Source organism: Streptomyces recifensis (assembly GCF_002154615.1).
GTDB lineage: Bacteria > Actinomycetota > Actinomycetes > Streptomycetales > Streptomycetaceae > Streptomyces > Streptomyces griseoluteus.
In genome coordinates, this window is the sequence record NZ_MUNH01000037.1 from 1 (window position 1) to 17,304 (window position 17,304).

Consider the following 17,304-nt stretch of genomic DNA (forward strand, 5'->3'; position numbering starts at 1 on the left):
CCGAGCCGCGCGGCTCGGGAACTGGGCCTCAAGCGCTACGAGTTCGACCTGGCCGTCGCGCTGGGCCGCATCCGCATCGTGTCCGGCGGGGCGAGCGGCGGCCGACGAGTCGCCCGGACCGAGATCGCCCGCCTCCAGGCGCAGCCCGGCTTTCCCCAGACGCTCCGCGAGCGAGTGAGGGTCGTGGGCACGAAGGAGGGCGCCTCACTCATGGGCGTCTCCGAAGGCAGGTTCGCCAGGCTCGCCCGACTGGGACTGCTGGTGCCGGTGCGTTTCTACCTCAACCGGTACCGAGCCGTGGTGTGGCTGTACCTGGCCGAGGAACTGCGGGAGTTCGTGGCGAACGGTGAGCACGCCGATCTGATCACGGGCAGGACGCCCGAGACACTCAGGAGCCAGTTGACGGCCGGGCTCGATCTGCGCCCGAGGAACTGGCGGGGACGTCACCTCGGGTTCCTGCTGCGGCAGGCCGACGACCCGTGGGCGCGAGCCGGAGCCATTGCCGCCTTCCTGCCGAGCGACGAGATCGCGGCGATTGTCAAAGTGCCCTGTGAGCGGGCCAAGTTGGACCGCCTGAAGCCGAACCTGCCCGAGCACGGCGCCCCCGGATCCCCTTCCGCGCTGCTCGGCGAGCAGATCATGACCGCGCAGGACGCGGACGAGATCGGGTGGCTGAGTGCGGATCTGACGCGGCAGTTGGAAGCGACACGGGCACCTTGGCCCACGTCCTCACCAGTGCCGAGCCAGCGGGATCACGCCGCGCGACGACCGCGCGTACGGCGAGTGCCCGCACTGCCGGTACCGCGACCTTCCGCCCCGGCAGCACCGGTCGACATCGCCACGGCGCGAGCACGCTCCGACATCCCGGTCTCCGCGCCGTTGCCACGAAACGGCCCCGGGCCCGGTGTCACCACGGCGCGACCGCCCCGGGGGCTGCGGGCCTGGCTGCGTCGCAGAAACCCCCGGAGCGCCCCGGCCGGCGATCCCACTAGGGGGACCTGAACAGGCCCTCCTGGACGACCGACACGAGCAGTTGCCCGTGCACGTCGTAGATGCGCCCCCGGGCCAGGCCGCGGCCGCCGATGGCGATCGGGGACTCCTGGTCGTACAGGAACCACTCGTCGGCGCGGAACGGACGGTGGAACCACATGGCGTGGTCCAGCGACGCCATGTCGAAATTGCGCTGACCCCACAGCGGCTCGACCGGGATGCGGACCGCGTCGAGCAGGGTCATATCGCTCGCGTAGGTCAGCGCGCAGGTGTGCACCAGCGGATCGTCGCCGAGCGGACCGACCGCGCGCATCCACACCGCGCTGCGCGGCTCGGCACCGTCGATGTCCTCGGCGTCCCAGCGCAGCCGGTCGACATAACGGATGTCGAAGGGCTGGCGGCGGGCCATCAGCTCCAACTGCTCCGGGAGCGCGCCCAGATGCTTCCGGATCTCCTCGGCCACGGGCGGCAGGGACTCCGGGTCCGGCACCACACGGGCGGGCGGGAGCTGGTGCTCGAACGGTCCTTCCTCGGGTTTGTGAAAGGAGGCGGTCAGATTGAAGATCGTGCGGCCCTGCTGCACAGCCGTGACCCGGCGCGTGGTGAACGAGCGTCCGTCACGGACCCGCTCCACCTGGTACACGATCGGCACGCCGGGCCGGCCCGGACGCAGGAAGTACGCGTGCAGCGAGTGCACGGGGCGGTCGCCTTCCGTGGTGCGCCCCGCGGCGACCAGCGCCTGGCCCGCGACCTGGCCGCCGAAGACCCTCTGGAGGGACTCCTGCGGGCTGCGGCCGCGGAAGATGTTGACCTCGATCTGCTCCAGGTCGAGCAGATCGACCAGGCTCTCGGCCGGATTCGTCATCGGTGGGTTTCTCCTGTGCTCACAACTGACCGACATCGGTGACACGGACGACGGCGCGGCCCTCCGCGTCGGATGCGGCGAGATCGACTTCCGCGCTGATGCCCCAGTCGTGGTCACCATTCGGGTCGTCGAAGATCTGACGGACGCGCCACAGCTTGTCCTGCGGCTCCTCCTTGATCACCAGCAGCTTGGGGCCGCGGGCGTCGGGGCCGGTGCCGAGGTCCTCGTACTCGTCCCAGTACTTGTCCATGGCCTCGCCCCACGCGTCCGCGTCCCAGCCGGAGTCGCCGTCCAGCTCACCCAGTTCGTCGACCTGGTCGAGGGCGGCCAGCTCCACGCGGCGGAAGAGGGCGTTGCGGACCAGCACGCGGAAGGCGCGGGCGTTGGTGGTGACCGGCTTCACCTCGTCGGCCTTCTCCTGGGCCTCCTCGGCGGTCATCACCTCCGGGTTGGCGAGCTGCTCCCACTCGTCCAGGAGGCTGGAGTCGACCTGGCGGACCATCTCACCGAGCCACTCGATGAGGTCCTGGAGATCCTCGGACTTGAGGTCGTCCGGGATGGTGTGGTCGAGGGTCTTGTAGGCGCTGGCGAGGTACCGCAGCACGATGCCCTCGGTGCGCGCCAGCTCGTAGAGCGAGACCAGCTCCGTGAAGGACAGGGCGCGCTCGTACATGTCGCGGACGACCGACTTCGGCGACAGCGGGTGGTCGCCGACCCAGGGGTGGCTCTTGCGGTAGGTGTCGTAGGCGTGGAAGAGCAGCTCTTCCATCGGCTTGGGGTAGCTGATGTCCTGGAGCCGCTCCATGCGCTCCTCGTACTCGACGCCGTCCGCCTTCATCAGGGCCACGGCCTCACCGCGCGCCTTGTTCTGCTGGGCGGCGAGGATCTGACGCGGATCGTCCAGGGTGGACTCGACGACGGACACCATGTCGAGTGCGTAGGACGGCGACTCGGGGTCGAGGAGTTCGAAGGCCGCCAGTGCGAAGGTGGACAGCGGCTGGTTGAGCGCGAAGTCCTGCTGGAGATCCACCGTGAGACGGACGATGCGACCCTCGGCGTCCGGCTTGTCGAGCTTCTCGACGATGCCGCCGTCCAGCAGCGAGCGGTAGATGGCGATCGCGCGGCGGATGTGCCGGAGCTGCTGCTTGCGCGGCTCGTGGTTGTCCTCCAGCAGATGGCGCATCGCCTCGAAGGCGTTGCCCGGCCGGGCAATCACGGACAGCAGCATGGTGTGCGTCACCCGGAACCGCGAGGTCAGCGGCTCGGGCTCGGACGCGATCAGCTTCTCGAAGGTGTTCTCCGTCCAGCCGACGAAGCCCTCCGGAGCCTTCTTGCGCACCACCTTGCGGCGCTTCTTCGCGTCGTCTCCCGCCTTGGCGAGGGCCTTCTCGTTCTCGATGACATGCTCGGGAGCCTGCGCGACGACGAGCCCGGCGGTGTCGAATCCGGCGCGGCCGGCCCGTCCCGCGATCTGGTGGAACTCGCGGGCCCGCAGTGTACGGACGCGGTTGCCGTCGTACTTGGTCAGGGCGGTGAACAGCACGGTGCGGATGGGTACGTTGACGCCGACGCCGAGAGTGTCCGTGCCGCAGATGACCTTCAGCAGACCGGCCTGGGCCAGCTTCTCCACCAAGCGCCGGTACTTGGGCAGCATGCCGGCGTGGTGGACGCCGATGCCGTGCCGTACGTAGCGGGAGAGGTTCTGGCCGAACTTGGTGGTGAAGCGGAAGTTGCCGATCAGCTCGGCGATCCGGTCCTTCTCCTCACGGGTGCACATGTTGATGCTCATCAGCGCCTGCGCCCGTTCCACGGCCTGCGCCTGCGTGAAGTGCACGATGTACACCGGAGCCTGCCGGGTCTCCAGGAGCTCGGTGAGCGTCTCGGTGAGCGGGGTGAGCCGGTACTCGTAGGAGAGCGGTACCGGGCGGGTCGCCGAACGGACGACCGCGGTGGGGCGCCCGGTGCGCCGGGTGAGGTCCTTCTCGAAGAAGGACACGTCACCGAGCGTGGCCGACATCAGGATGAACTGAGCCTGAGGCAGTTCCAGCAGCGGAATCTGCCAGGCCCACCCCCGGTCACCCTCCGCGTAGAAGTGGAACTCGTCCATCACGACCTGGCCGATGTCAGCGTCCTTGCCGTCCCGCAGCGCGATGGACGCCAGCACCTCGGCCGTGCAGCAGATCACGGGCGCGTCGGCGTTCACGGAGGCGTCGCCGGTCAGCATGCCCACGTTCTCGGTGCCGAAGATCTTGCACAGTTCGAAGAACTTCTCCGACACCAGGGCCTTGATCGGAGCGGTGTAGAAGGTGACCTCGTCGCGGGCCAACGCCGCGAAGTGCGCGCCGGCGGCGATCATGCTCTTGCCGGAACCGGTGGGCGTCGAGACGATCACGTTCGCCCCGGACACCACCTCGATCAGCGCCTCCTCCTGGTGGGGATAGAGGGTGAGGCCGCGATCCTGGGCCCACGACTCGAAGTTTTCGTACAGGGCGTCGGGGTCGGCGGGCCGCGGGAGCTGATCGATGAGGGTCACGCCCCCATCTTGCCTGCCCATGCCGTCAACGGGGGAATCGGCTGCGGGCGTCAAGATCATGGAGGCTACGCTGTGTCGCCGACGGATCATCAGCACCGCAGGTCAACTGGACAGCGGCACACGAGCAATGGGGCGGGACACGGCCATGATGGGACCAGCACACTCACTGTCGGGGGCCGCGGCCTGGCTCGGTGTCGGGGCGGCGGCCGCCGCCTTCGGGTACCCGATGCCCTGGCCGGTCCTGCTGGTGGGTTCCCTGGTCTGTGCGGGTGCCGCGCTCGCCCCCGATCTGGATCACAAGGCGGCCACCATCTCACGGGCCTTCGGACCGGTGTCCCGCTGGATCTGCGAGATCGTCGACAAGCTGTCGTACGCCGTCTACAAGGCCACCCGGAAGCCGGGCGACGCGCGCCGCACGGGCGGGCACCGCACGCTCACGCACACCTGGCTGTGGGCGGTCCTGATCGGCGTGGGCAGTTCTGCAGTGGCGATCACCTGTGGCCGCTGGGGCGTCCTGGCCATCCTGTTCGTGCACATGGTGCTGGCCATCGAGGGCCTGCTGTGGCGGGCGGCGCGTGGTTCCAGCAGCGATGTGCTGGTCTGGCTGCTCGCGGCGACCAGCGCCTGGATTCTGGCGGGGATGCTGGACAAGCCGGGCCAGGGCGCCGACTGGCTGTTCAGCGATCCGGGCCAGGCGTACATGTGGCTGGGCCTGCCGGTCGTGCTGGGCGCCCTGGTCCACGACATCGGGGACGCGCTGACCGTCTCCGGCTGCCCCGTCCTGTGGCCCATCCCCGTCGGCCGCAAGCGCTGGTACCCGGTCGGGCCCCCGAAGGTGCTGCGCTTCCGGGCGGGGAGCTGGGTCGAGCTGCGGGTGCTGATGCCCGCGTTCATGCTGCTCGGCGGGGTGGGCGGCGCGGCGGCGCTCAACTTCATCTGAGTCCCCGCACGAGTTCGTCAGGCGCTCGCGTCCGGGCGCTGCCCGCCGTACCGGCGTTCGAACCGGTCGATGCGGCCCTCGCTGTCCAGGGTGCGGGCCTTGCCGGTGTAGAAGGGGTGGCTCTCCGAGGAGATCTCCACGTCGACCACCGGGTAGATCTCGCCGTCGTCCCACTCGATGGTCTGCTCGCTGCTGGCGGTGGACCGGGTGAGGAAGGCGTAGCCGGCCGAGCGGTCGCGGAAGACGACCGGGCGGTAGGCGGGCTGCTTGTCCTGCTGCATGGCGGCTCCTCGCACAAGTCGGTGGGACGGGAGGCTTCCGGATCAGCCGGGAAGGGGGTTGTCGTCGACAATGTGGACGGCGGCCTCCTCGGCGGAGGCGGCGGCGCCGTCGATGCCGACGTCCGTGGCCACGAGCGCGCTCTCGTCGTCCTCGTGCACGCCCTCGTCGGGAGCCACCAGGCGACCGGAACGGCGGAGGCCGACCTCGTTGTCCAGCAGTTCGCCGTCGGTGGCCCCGGAGTCGCCGAGACCGTCGCCGTCGAGGCCGGCCGAATCGGGCACCTCCTCCGCGAGCCGCTGGTCGAGCGTCTCGCCGGCCGCGCGTTCCGCCGCCGTCACCCCGGTGTGCTCGACCGCCCAGGGCCGTTCGGGAGGGGACCAGCCCCGGTCGAGGGAATCACCGACACCGTCGTAGTCCAATGTGTCCTCGACGTCGAGCATCCCCAAATCCTCCGGGATCTCATCGGGGTCGGGCTGGTAGACGTCGTCACCCCATCCGTCGGCGCTGCTCACGTGGACCTCCATCCGGTCAGCACGACCCGACGCCGTGAAAACGGGCGCGGGCCCACCGGCACACGCGCTCCGGCCGTCCCACGGAGCGGCCGGGAAACCGTCCCCCGGCTTCCTGGCCCGGTGCCTTCATCCAGCCTTCCACCCCCATTCGGGACCGCGCAACGGCAACGCCGGGCAGCGGGGGAGAGGCGGCCGGCGACCCGCCGCGCCACCCGGTTCCGTGCCGACCTGGTGGACCGGCCCTCAGCCGTGCCAGGAGCGCCAGAGCGCCGCATAGGCTCCGTCCGCCGCGACCAGTTCGTCATGGCTGCCCAGCTCGCTGATGCGGCCGTTCTCGACGACCGCGATCACATCGGCGTCATGGGCGGTGTGCAGACGGTGTGCGATGGCGACCACCGTGCGCCCGTCGAGGACACGGGACAGCGAACGCTCCAGGTGGCGGGCGGCGCGCGGATCGAGGAGCGAGGTCGCCTCGTCCAGCACCAGCGTGTGCGGGTCGGCCAGCACCAGCCTGGCGAGCGCGATCTGCTGGGCCTGCGCCGGGGTCAGCGGCAGACCACCGGACCCGACCTCGGTGTCCAGCCCCGCGTCCAGCGCACCCGCCCAGGTGCCCGCGTCGACCGCGCCCAGTGCCGCCCACAGCTCGGCATCGCGTGCCTCGGTGCGGGCCAGCAGAAGGTTGTCGCGCAGGGAGCCGACGAAGACGTGGTGCTCCTGGTTGACAAGGGCGACATGCGAACGGACGCGCTCGGCCGGCATCCCGGACAGCTCCGCGCCGCCCAGGGTGACATGGCCGTCCCGAGGTGCGTAGACACCGGCGAGCAATCTGCCCAGCGTGGACTTGCCCGCGCCCGAGGGGCCGACCAGGGCCAGCCGGGTGCCCGGCGCGACCCGGAGGGAGACATCGCGCAGCACGTCCACGCCCTCGCGGTAGCCGAAGTGCACCCGGTCGGCGTCCACGTCCCGCCCGTCCGGCACCAGCGACGCGTCACCGGCGTCCGGCTCGATGTCCCGTACCCCGACGAGCCGGGCCAGCGACACCTGGGCGACCTGCACCTCGTCGTACCAGCGCAGGATGAGATTGATCGGGTCGACCAGCATCTGGGCGATCAGCGCGCCCGTGGTGAGCTGCCCCACGTCCATCCAGCCCCGCAGGACGAAGACACCGCCGACCATGAGGACGGAACCGAGCACGATGATGTGAACGGCGTTGATCACGGGAAACAACACCGAGCGCAGCCACAATGTGTACCGCTCCCACGCGGTCCATTCCCTGATGCGCCGGTCCGAGAGAGCGACGCGGCGGGCGCCGAGGCGGTGGGCCTCGATGGTGCGGCCGGCGTCCACGGTCTCGGCCAGCGAGGCGGCGACGGCCGCGTATCCGGCGGCCTCCGAGCGGTACCCGGAGGGGGCGCGCTTGAAGTACCAACGGCACCCGGCCACCAGTACCGGCACCGCGAGGAGGACGGCCGCCGCGAGCGGCGGGGCCGTGACGACGAGGCCGCCGAGCAGCAGAAGCGCCCACACGACACCGATCGCCAGCTCGGGGACGGCCTCTCGCATGGCGTTGGAGAGACGGTCGATGTCGGTCGTGATGCGGGACAGCAGGTCGCCCGTCCCGGCGCGTTCCAGCACACCCGGTGGCAGCCGGACCGAACGGACGAGGAAGTCCTCGCGCAGATCGGCCAGCATCTGCTCCCCGAGCATCGCGCCGCGCAGCCGCACTTGCAGCGTGAAGAGCGCCTGCACCGTCGACGCGAACACGAAGAGACCGACGGTCAGGCCGAGTCGAAGATCGGAAGCCCGGTCGGCGACGCGCTCGACCAAGCCGCCGAGCAGGTACGGACCCACCATGGAGGCGACGACCGCGACGGTGTTGACGCCGATGAGCAGCAGGAAGGCCCGACGGTGACGCCGGAACAGCTCCGCCACATAGTCGCGCACGGTCGACGCCGCGCCGACGGGCAAGGTGGTGGCGGTCGTCGGGGCCGCCGGGTCGTAGGCCGGCGGCGCTACGCCGATCATGCGCTCTCCTCGATCTCTTCGAGCGGTTCGAGAGCGCCCAGCAGAGGGGCTCCCTCGGAGAGGTCCGGTCGTTCCTGCGGGGGAGGTGGGGCTGCGGTTTCCATGGCGGCTGCCTCGCGCTGCTCGTCCTCGGTCTCGCGCGTCACGACTGCGCGGTACCGGGGTTCGGTGCCGATCAGCTCGCGGTGCCTGCCGGTTGCCACGACCTCGCCCTCGTGGAGGAAGACGACCTCGTCGGCACGGTCCAGCAGCAACGGTGACGAGGTGAGCACCACGGTCGTACGGCCGGAGCGCAGCCGGCGCAGCCCGTCCGCGATCCTCGCCTCGGTGTGCGAGTCCACGGCGGAGGTCGGTTCGTCCAGGACGAGGACCTCTGGATCGGCGACGAGGGAGCGGGCCAGGGCGAGACGCTGGCGCTGGCCGCCGGACAAAGAGCGTCCGCGCTCGGTGATCCGTGCGTCCATCGGATCGGACACGTCCAGCGACCCTTGCACCAGGGCGTCCAGTACGTCCGCGCATTGGGCGGCCGCCAGGGCGTCCTCAGCACGGACGGTGCCGGAGGCGGGGACGTCGAGGAGTTCGCGCAGGGTGCCGGACAGCAGCACCGGGTCCTTGTCCTGGACCAGGACGGCGGTGCGGGCCTGGTCGAGAGAAAGCTCGTCCAGCGGCACGCCGCCGAGCAGGACCGACAGGCCGGGCTCGGGTGCGTGGCCGCCCAGGCGATCCGCGAGGCGCCCTGCCATGTCGGGGTCGCCGCACACCACGGCAGTGAACCTGTGCGCGGGGACGCGCAGACCGGTGGCCGGGTCGAACAGGTCGCCACCCGGCAGCTCGGTCGCGCGTGAGCCCTCGACGTCCGTGAGGCGTTCCAACGACAGCACCCGCGCGGCCCGTTGGGCGGAGGGCCGGGAGAAGGAGTACGCCATGGCGATCTCCTGAAAGTGCCGCAGTGGATAGTTCACGATCATGACCGCGCTGTAGACGGTGACCAGCTCGCCGACCGTGATCCGGCCCTCGCGGGCCAGTTGGACGCCGCGCAGGACGACCACGATCAACAGCAGGCCCGGCAGCAGCACCTGGAGGGCCGAGATGACCGACCACATCCGGGCGCTGCGCACCGCGGCGTGGCGCACCTCCTGCGAGGCACGGCGGTAGCGGTCGAGGAACAGGTCCTCGCCGCCGATGCCCCGCAGCACCCGCAGTCCGGCCACGGTGTCCGAGGCCAGTTCGGTGGCGCGGCCGGCTTTCTCGCGCTGAACGTCGGCGCGACTGGTGGCTCTGGGCAGCAGTGGAAGTACCGCGAGCGCGACCATCGGCAGGCCCACGGCGACGACGACGCCGAGAGCCGGCTGGTAGACGAGCAGTGCGACGCAGACCACCACGACCGTCAGCGCGGCCGCGGTGAAGCGGGACACCGCCTCGACGAACCATCCGAGCTTCTCCACGTCACCCGTGGAAACGGTGACCACTTCGCCGGCCGCGACCCGTCGGGTCAGTGCGGAGCCGAGGTAAGCGGCCTTGCGTGCCAGGAGTTGCTGAAGCCGTGCGGCCGCCGTGATCCAGTTGGTGACGGCGGCGCGGTGCAGGAAGGTGTCGCCCACCGCGATCGCCGTGCCGCACAACAGCATCAGACCGCCCGTCAGGGCGAGTCGGCGGGGGGATCGGTCGACGGCCGCCTGAACGGCCAGGCCGACGCAGAAGGGCAGGGCGCAGACCGAGGCGAAGTGGAGCATGCCCCACAGCAGTGCTCTGCACTGGCCGCCCAACTGGTTGCGGCCGAGCCACCACAGCAGGCGGGGGCCGGACCGCGCGTCGGGTACGCCTGGATCTGAGTACGGAAGGTCTTGGATCTGCATGGCGTCCCAGTGGCTCGTGGCAGGGAAGGGCATGCTGCGGCGACACCCGGAGGCGGCGGCAAGCCGTGAAAGGTTCGCCTTGCGCGGAGGTGAATTTCAAACGGTTTTCTCCGGTGTGGCACGACCCGCACCGGGTTCCGGCCACGCGGCGCCGCCCCGCTACGCCCGGTGGGGCGCCGGGCGCCCGGCGGAGGAGCCGGGCGGAGGATTCACCGCTTCGGGGTGTCGCCGTCCACCAGGGTGTCCAGCAGGACTCCGAGTACCTGCCGCTCCTTCTCGGTCAGCGGGGCAAGGATCTCCTCGGCCGCGGAACGGCGTGCTCCGTGCAATTCGCTCAGGGTGGCGCGGCCCTCGTCCGTCAGCTCTATCCGGGTGACCCTGCGGTTGGAGGGGTCCGGCACCCGGCGGACCTTGCCGTGCGCCTCCAGGCCGTCGACCAGGGTCGTCACCGCACGCGGCACCACTTCGAGACGCTGGGCGAGGTCGGCCATGCGCGGCGGCGAGTCGTAGTGCGCGAGGGTGCGCAGCAGGCGGGACTGGGCGGGAGTGATGCCGAGTTCCCGCCATTCGAGGTGGCGCTTCTGGATGCGGTGCACCCGGCGGGTCAGCCGTAGCAACTGCTCGGCGAGCACGCCCTCGGGATCTGGGGTCGACATGGGGGAACAATATCAGGACCCCGTTCATTGTGAGTACAGGTAACAATGAGCTATGCTCAATGAGCCAGAGTCGGCCGTCCGTCGGTCCGGCCCTTCTCGCTTTCCTAGGAGTCCTTTGCACCCCGAACGAGAAACGTCCTGGACGCCGCCACCCGACACCAGGGAACAGCCCCGGCAGGTGCGCCGCATCCTCAAACTCTTCCGTCCCTACCGTGGCCGGCTGGCCGTCGTCGGCCTGCTGGTCGGCGCCTCCTCGCTGGTCTCGGTGGCCACGCCCTTCCTCCTGCGCGAGATCCTCGACGTCGCGATCCCGCAGGGCCGCACCGGGCTGCTGAGCCTGCTCGCGCTCGGCATGATCCTTAGCGCGGTCCTCTCCAGCGTCTTCGGTGTCCTCCAGACACTGATCTCGACCACCGTCGGCCAGCGCGTCATGCACGACCTGCGCACCGCCGTCTATGGCCGCCTGCAGCGGATGTCCCTCGCCTTCTTCACCCGCACTCGCACCGGCGAGGTGCAGTCCCGCATCGCCAACGACATCGGCGGAATGCAGGCGACCGTCACCTCCACCGCCACTTCTCTCGTCTCCAACACCACGAGTGTGGTCGCCACGATCGTGGCGATGGTCGCCCTCGACTGGCGGCTCACACTCGTCTCGCTGGTCCTGCTCCCGGTCTTCGTGTGGATCAGCCGTCGGGTCGGGGACGAGCGCAAGAAGATCACCACCCGGCGGCAGAAACAGATGGCCGTCATGGCCGCCACCGTCACCGAGTCGCTGTCGGTCAGCGGCATCCTGCTCGGCCGCACCATGGGCCGCTCCGACTCGCTGACCGCCGGCTTCGCCGAAGAGTCCGAGCGCCTGGTCGATCTGGAGGTCAGGGCGAGCATGGCGGGCCGCTGGCGCATGGCTGTGATCACCATCGTCATGGCGGCGATGCCCGCGTTCATCTACTGGGCTGCGGGTCTGGCCCTCCAGTTCGGCGGCCCCGGTGTCTCGCTGGGCACGCTGGTCGCCTTCGTCTCGCTGCAGCAGGGCTTGTTCCGGCCCGCCGTGAGCCTGCTGTCCACCGGCGTCCAGCTCCAGACGTCCCTCGCGCTCTTCCAGCGCATCTTCGAGTACCTCGACCTGCCCATAGACATCACCGAGCGCGAGGACCCCGTCCACCTCGACGAGGTGAAGGGTGAGGTCCGTTTCGAGGGGGTCGAGTTCCGCTACGACGACAAGAGCGGCCCGGTCCTCGACGGTATCGACCTCACCGTGCCCGCCGGGGGGAGTCTCGCCGTGGTGGGGCCGACCGGTGCCGGCAAGTCGACCTTCGGCTGCCTGGTGCCCCGGCTGTACGACGTCACCGGAGGCCGCGTCACCGTGGACGGGGTGGACGTGCGCGACCTCGACTTCGACACCCTTGCCCGCGCGGTCGGCGTCGTCGCGCAGGAGACCTACCTCTTCCACGCCTCCGTCGCGGACAACCTCCGCTTCGCCAAGCCCGACGCCACAGACGACGAACTGCACGCGGCCGCCCGCGCCGCCCAGATCCACGACCACATCACCGCCCTGCCGGACGGATACGACACGGTCGTCGGCGAACGGGGACACCGGTTCTCCGGTGGAGAGAAACAGCGTCTGGCCATCGCCCGCACCATCCTGCGCGACCCGCCCGTCCTCATACTCGACGAGGCGACCAGCGCCCTCGACACCCGCACGGAGGCGGCGGTCCAGGGCGCGATCGACGCCCTGTCGGCCGACCGGACCACGATCACCATCGCCCACCGGCTCTCGACCGTCCGGGACGCCGACCAGATAGCCGTCCTCGACTCCGGCCGGGTCGCCGAACTGGGTACGCACGACGAACTGCTGGAGCGCGACGGACGTTACGCGGCACTGGTGCGCCGGGACGCTCAGCTCGAACCGACCGGCTGACGTGCCGTCATGACGGGCGACCAAGAGCCGACAAGCTGAAGATATGTCGGGTTTACGGTCATATGCGTATTACCGTGCCCGCATGCAGACGAAGACTCGGTCACGGAGCATGATGCGCCTGACGCGCCGGGGCAGGCTCGCCCTCGTCGGGGTCGGCGCCGTCCTGGCCGGCACCGCAGTGGTGGTGCCGCTGAGCCTGGGCGGATTCGGGGACGACGAACCCACCACCCTGGTCATCCCGGAGGGCTGGCGTGCGAGCCAGATCTACGACGCGATCGACAAGGCGCTCGCCTTGCCGCCCGGCAGCGCCCAGAAGACCGTTGCCAAGGCGGGGCTCAAGCTGGAGTCCGCCGCCGAGGGCAACCCGGAGGGGTACCTCTTCCCGGCGACCTACACCCTCACCGACGGCACCACCGCCGAATCACTGCTCCGGCAGATGGTCGAGACGGCCAACCGAAGGTTCAACGGCGCACCGGTCGCGGCCGGAGCGCAGCGGAACGCGATGAACGTCTACGAGGCGGTCATCGTCGCGAGCATCGTGCAGGCCGAGGCGGCCAACAAGAGCGACATGGGGAAGGTGGCCCGCGTCGTCTTCAACCGGCTGGAGCGCGGGATGCCGCTCCAGATGGACTCGACCCTCAACTACGCCCTGAAGCGCAACACCATCCACACCAGCATCAACGACACCCGGATCGAGAGCCCGTACAACTCCTACCAGCGCATGGGGCTGCCGCCGACGCCGATCGACAACCCCGGCGAGGATGCGATGCGGGCGGTGACCAACCCGCCGAAGGGGGACTGGTTGTACTTCGTCACCGTCAAGCCCGGCGACACACGCTTCACCGCCGACTACACCCAGCACCTGCGGAACGTGGCCGACTTCAACGCTCAGCACAAGGCACAGACCCGGCCGGGCACGCCGTCCGGGAGCCACAGTCCGGTCACCCGGCCGCCCCGGTGAGCGGCCGGGGCGGCCAGGCGTGAGCGCGGCGCGGAGGGGTCAGCGGCCGCGGGCGACCAGGAGCGGGGCCGGGCGCCCGGTGACCCGGGACGCGGTGTCGGGGGACAGCAGCCCGCGGGCGGCCAGCTCGGGGATCACGCCCTCGCCGAACCAGTACGCCTCCTCCAGGTGCGGATAGCCGGAGAGGACGAAGTGTTCGACGCCGAGGGAGTGATACTCCTCGATCCGGTCGGCGACCTCCGCGTGGCTGCCGACCAGGGCGGTCCCCGCGCCACCCCGGACCAGTCCGACGCCCGCCCAGAGGTTGGGGTAGATCTCCAACTGGTCGCGGGAGCCGCCGTGCAGTTCCAGCATGCGCCGCTGGCCGACCGACTCGCTGCGTCCCAGGGCCGCCTGGGCGGCGGCGATGGTGTCGGAGTCGAGGTCGTCGAGGAGCCGGTTCGCCGTCGACCAGGCGTCGGCCGAGGAGTCGCGGGAGATGGTGTGCAGCCGGATACCGAACCGGACCGTGCGCCCCTCCCGCTCGGCCAGTGACCGAATCCAGTCGATCTTCTCCTTCACCTGGGCCGGCGGCTCGCCCCAGGTCAGGTACACGTCCGCGTGGCGGGCGGCCACTGGACCGGCAGCCTGGGAGGAGCCGCCGAAGAAGATCTCCGGCACCGGGTCCGGTGGGAGGGAGGTCAGGCCGCCGTCCACGTCGTAGTGGGCGCCGTGGAAGTCGTAGGGCTCGCCCTGCCAGACGCCGCGTACGACGGACAGGAACTCGTCGGTGCGTTCGTAGCGCCGGTCGTGGTCGAGGTGGTCGCCGAAGCGGCGCTGTTCGGCGGAGTCGCCGCCGGTGACGACGTTGAGCAGGAGCCGTCCGCGGGTGAGGCGCTGGTAGGTCGCGGCCATCTGGGCGGCCAGGGTGGGCGAGAGCAGGCCGGGACGGAAGGCGACCAGGAACTTCAGGCGTTCGGTGTGCTGGGCAAGGGCCACCGTGGTCAGCCAGGCGTCCTCGCACCAGGTACCGGTCGGGGTGAGCACCGCCTCGAAGCCCAGTTGCTCGGCCGCCTTGGCTATCTGTGCCAGGTACTCGATGTCGGGGGTGCGCAGACCGCGGGTCTCGCGGCCGATGTTGGAGCCGTAGGCGTGCCGGTCGACGAGGGTGCGGCCGTCGCCGCCGGTCGGCAGGAACCAGTGGAGTCGTACGGTCATGAGGGGGCCTCCCGTGTCAGTGCTTGGCCGGAGTGGTGGAGGGCGGCAGGTCGCCGTTGAAGCGCGGGTCCACGAAATCGCCGAAGTCGACCTTCTTCGGGATGAGGTTCAGCTCGGTGAACGTGTCGGCGATGCGCTGCTCGGAGGCAACCAGCGGCTTGTCCACGGCGACGGCGACACGGGTGGCGTTGGTGCGGCGTACGGAGGCGAGCGCCACGTCGTACGGCAGACCGGTGTCCTTCGCCCACACCTTGGCCCACTCCGCCTGGTGGCCGTGCACCCAGTCCTGCGCGCGCCGCAGCCGGGCCAGGTAGTCCTTGACGGCGGCGGCCTTCTTGGAGTTCCGCAGCGCGGCGGGCGAGGCGACCTGGAAGGAGAGGCCGTTGGTGACGCCGTCGCCGGTCGTGAGCACCCGGCCCTGCCTGGCCTGGAGAACCTGCGAGGTGTACGGGTCCCAGACCGCCCAGGCGTCGACCTTGCCCGAGTTGAAGGCGGCGAGCGCGTCGGCGGGCTGAAGGTACTTGACCTTGATGTCCTTCAGCCGGAGCCCGGCGGCTTCAAGGGAGGCGACCAGTTGGTAGTGGGCGGAGGAGCCCTGGGCGACAGCCACGGACTTGCCCTTGAGCTGCTTCGGACTGGTCAGCCTGGAGTCGTTGCGGACGAGGACGGCGTCGCCTCGGGACCTGCCGTGCCAGGCGGCCACCACCGAGATCTTGGAGCCGGCGCCCGCCGCGAAGACGGGCGGGGTGTTGCCGACGCCGCCGACGTCCACGGTCCCGGCGTTGACCGCCTCCAGCAGGGGTGGCCCGGAGGTGAAGGTCGACCACTTGATCCGGTAGTCCAGGTTCTTCAGCTCCCCGGCTGCCCGCAGGATGGCCTCGGAGCCACCCTTCTGGTCGCCCACGGAGAGGGTGACGGAGCCCGAGCCGTCGGTTCGCGCGCCCGTGTCGGCGGCGGAGTCCCCTCCGCAGGAGGTGAGCAGGAGGGTCAGGGGGAGGAGCAGCGCTGCGGGGACCAGGTGTCGTCGCATGAAGGTTCCGTTCATGGTGCGGAGGTCACGGTGCGAGGGTCGTGGGGTGAGGAAACGAGGGAGTGTCAGGCCGCGTGGGCCGCCGGTGTGACGCCGAGGCGGGCCAGCAGATCGGCGCGGATCGCGGCGAAGCGGGGGTCGGTGAGTTCGCGGGGCCGGTCGAGTTCGACGCGCTGCTCGTGCGCGATGCGGCCGCCGTCCATCACCACGACGCGGTCGGCGAGTAGTACGGCCTCCTCCACGTCGTGCGTGACGAGGAGGACCGCGCAGCCCCGGCGCTGCCACAACTCGCCCACCAGACGCTGGGCGTTGATCCGGGTCAGCGCGTCCAGTGCGCCGAACGGCTCGTCCAGCAGCAGCAGATCGGGCTCGCGGACCAGGGCACGCGCGAGGGAGACGCGCTGGGCCTCGCCGCCGGAGAGCGTCTTGGGCCAGGCGTTCACCCGGTGGCCGAGCCCGACCTCCTCCAACGCCTGCTCGGCCAGGGCGCGTTCGGGCTTGCCGGGCAGACCCAGCAGGACGTTGCGCCACACCCGCTTCCAGGGCATGAGCCGGGGCGCCTGGAAGGCGACCGCGCGGCGGCGGGGGACCAGTACCGTGCCGTCGATGTCCCGGTCGAGCCCGGCGAGCACCCGGAGCAGCGTGGACTTGCCGCAACCGCTGCGGCCGATGAGGGCGACGAACTCGCCCGGCGCCAGGTCCAGATGGAGGTCGTCGATGACGGCTCGGCCGTCGAAGGCGCGGGTCAGCCCCTCGACGTGGACGGCGTGGGCGACCGGGGTGGTCGTAGGGCTCAGCGGCCCGTGAACGTCGGTCGCCATCGCAGCAACAGCCTTTCGAGGGAACGGACGATGAAATCGGCGAGGAGGCCGAGGAAGGCGTAGACGATGAGGCAGACCACGATCACGTCGGTCCGCAGGAAGTCGCGGGCCTGGACCATCAGGAAGCCGATGCCGGAGTCGGCGTTGACCTGTTCGGCGAAGACCAGCGCGAGCCAGGCGATGCCGAGGGAGTAGCGCAGACCGGTGAGCGCGCCGGGCAGGGCCCCCGGCAGCACCACATGACGGACGAGACCCCAGCGGGAGAGCCCCAGCGACTCGCCCGCCTCGATGAGTTGGCTGTCGACGCCGCGAATGCCCGCGTAGACGTTCAGGTAGAGCGGGAAGGTCACGCCCAGCGTGATGATGGCGATCTTGGGGGTCTCGCCGATGCCGAACCAGATGATGAAGAGCGGGATCAGTCCCACGAACGGCACGGTGCGCAGCATCTGCACCGGCGCGTCGACCACGTCCTCGCCGATGCGGAACAGCCCCGATACCAGGGCGAGTCCGGTGCCGGTGACGGTGCCGAGGAGCAGTCCGGCGGCGACCCGTCGCAGGGAGATGCCCATCGCGGAGGGCAGCGAACCGTCGGCAATCAGGTCACCGGCGACCTGGGCTATCCGTCCCGGTGAGGCGAGTACATCGGGTGCCAACGCGCCGGTGGCGCTGAGTACTTGCCACAGCACGAGGAGGGCGAGCGGGCCGGTGGTGCGGCGCA

The 17,304-nt window shown here is 70.4% G+C and carries 15 protein-coding genes; 4 read left to right on the plus strand and 11 right to left on the minus strand.

From position 1 onward, the window contains the following. On the plus strand, positions 1-1,002 hold a 1,002-nt coding region (locus CCN33_RS31790), incomplete at its 5' end, for a DUF6397 family protein (protein ID WP_086690568.1). On the opposite strand, the gene CCN33_RS02435 is transcribed toward CCN33_RS31790, so the two are convergent. Further along, positions 989-1,855, minus strand: a complete 867-nt coding sequence (locus CCN33_RS02435) for an acyl-CoA thioesterase (RefSeq protein ID WP_086690570.1) — start codon at positions 1,853-1,855, stop codon at positions 989-991. The genes CCN33_RS31790 and CCN33_RS02435 overlap by 14 nt on opposite strands. Positions 1,856-1,874: 19 nt before the next feature. Continuing rightward, positions 1,875-4,388, minus strand: a complete 2,514-nt coding sequence (locus CCN33_RS02440; protein WP_167387747.1) for a DEAD/DEAH box helicase — start codon at positions 4,386-4,388, stop codon at positions 1,875-1,877. A 145-nt stretch (positions 4,389-4,533) separates the two neighbouring features. Between CCN33_RS02440 and CCN33_RS02445 the strand changes: the two genes are divergently transcribed. Continuing rightward, the gene (locus CCN33_RS02445; protein WP_086690594.1) at positions 4,534-5,328 is read left to right on the plus strand and encodes a metal-dependent hydrolase; all 795 of its coding nucleotides are present in this window, start codon (positions 4,534-4,536) and stop codon (positions 5,326-5,328) included. Between the two features lie 17 nt (positions 5,329-5,345). Here the strand turns inward: CCN33_RS02445 and CCN33_RS02450 are convergent, their stop codons facing one another. The 5 genes from CCN33_RS02450 to CCN33_RS02470 form a co-directional block, all read right to left on the minus strand. Beyond that, a complete protein-coding gene (locus CCN33_RS02450) occupies positions 5,346-5,609 on the minus strand; it encodes a type B 50S ribosomal protein L31 (protein WP_086690574.1) in 264 nt (87 codons plus the stop codon). A 42-nt stretch (positions 5,610-5,651) separates the two neighbouring features. Then, positions 5,652-6,122, minus strand: a complete 471-nt coding sequence (locus CCN33_RS02455; protein WP_086690596.1) for a DUF5709 domain-containing protein — start codon at positions 6,120-6,122, stop codon at positions 5,652-5,654. A gap of 243 nt (positions 6,123-6,365) precedes the next feature. Beyond that, entirely contained in the window at positions 6,366-8,147 is a 1,782-nt protein-coding gene (locus tag CCN33_RS02460) for an ABC transporter ATP-binding protein (protein WP_086690576.1), read from the minus strand. Next, a complete protein-coding gene (locus CCN33_RS02465) occupies positions 8,144-10,003 on the minus strand; it encodes an ABC transporter transmembrane domain-containing protein (protein ID WP_086690578.1) in 1,860 nt (619 codons plus the stop codon). The genes CCN33_RS02460 and CCN33_RS02465 overlap by 4 nt, the downstream gene beginning before the upstream one ends. Before the next feature lie 209 nt (positions 10,004-10,212). After that, on the minus strand, positions 10,213-10,659 hold the full coding sequence (locus CCN33_RS02470) for a MarR family winged helix-turn-helix transcriptional regulator (protein ID WP_086690580.1): 447 nt from the start codon (positions 10,657-10,659) through the stop codon (positions 10,213-10,215). A gap of 115 nt (positions 10,660-10,774) precedes the next feature. Between CCN33_RS02470 and CCN33_RS02475 the strand changes: the two genes are divergently transcribed. Beyond that, positions 10,775-12,577, plus strand: coding sequence for an ABC transporter ATP-binding protein (locus CCN33_RS02475; RefSeq protein WP_086690582.1), 1,803 nt, complete (start codon positions 10,775-10,777; stop codon positions 12,575-12,577). An 82-nt stretch (positions 12,578-12,659) separates the two neighbouring features. Continuing rightward, a complete protein-coding gene (gene mltG, locus CCN33_RS02480; RefSeq protein ID WP_086690584.1) occupies positions 12,660-13,538 on the plus strand; it encodes an endolytic transglycosylase MltG in 879 nt (292 codons plus the stop codon). A gap of 39 nt (positions 13,539-13,577) precedes the next feature. Here the strand turns inward: mltG and CCN33_RS02485 are convergent, their stop codons facing one another. From CCN33_RS02485 to CCN33_RS02500, 4 genes are all read right to left on the minus strand, one after another. Beyond that, positions 13,578-14,735 (minus strand): LLM class flavin-dependent oxidoreductase, encoded by a 1,158-nt coding sequence (locus tag CCN33_RS02485; protein WP_086690586.1) that lies wholly within the window; start codon positions 14,733-14,735, stop codon positions 13,578-13,580. A 16-nt stretch (positions 14,736-14,751) separates the two neighbouring features. After that, entirely contained in the window at positions 14,752-15,765 is a 1,014-nt protein-coding gene (locus tag CCN33_RS02490) for an ABC transporter substrate-binding protein (protein ID WP_208621639.1), read from the minus strand. 65 nt (positions 15,766-15,830) lie between these two features. Next, a complete protein-coding gene (locus CCN33_RS02495; RefSeq protein ID WP_086690590.1) occupies positions 15,831-16,586 on the minus strand; it encodes an ABC transporter ATP-binding protein in 756 nt (251 codons plus the stop codon). After that, positions 16,559-17,304: ABC transporter permease (locus tag CCN33_RS02500; protein WP_086690592.1), on the minus strand; the 746-nt coding region annotated here is incomplete at its 5' end. The genes CCN33_RS02500 and CCN33_RS02495, both read right to left, overlap by 28 nt.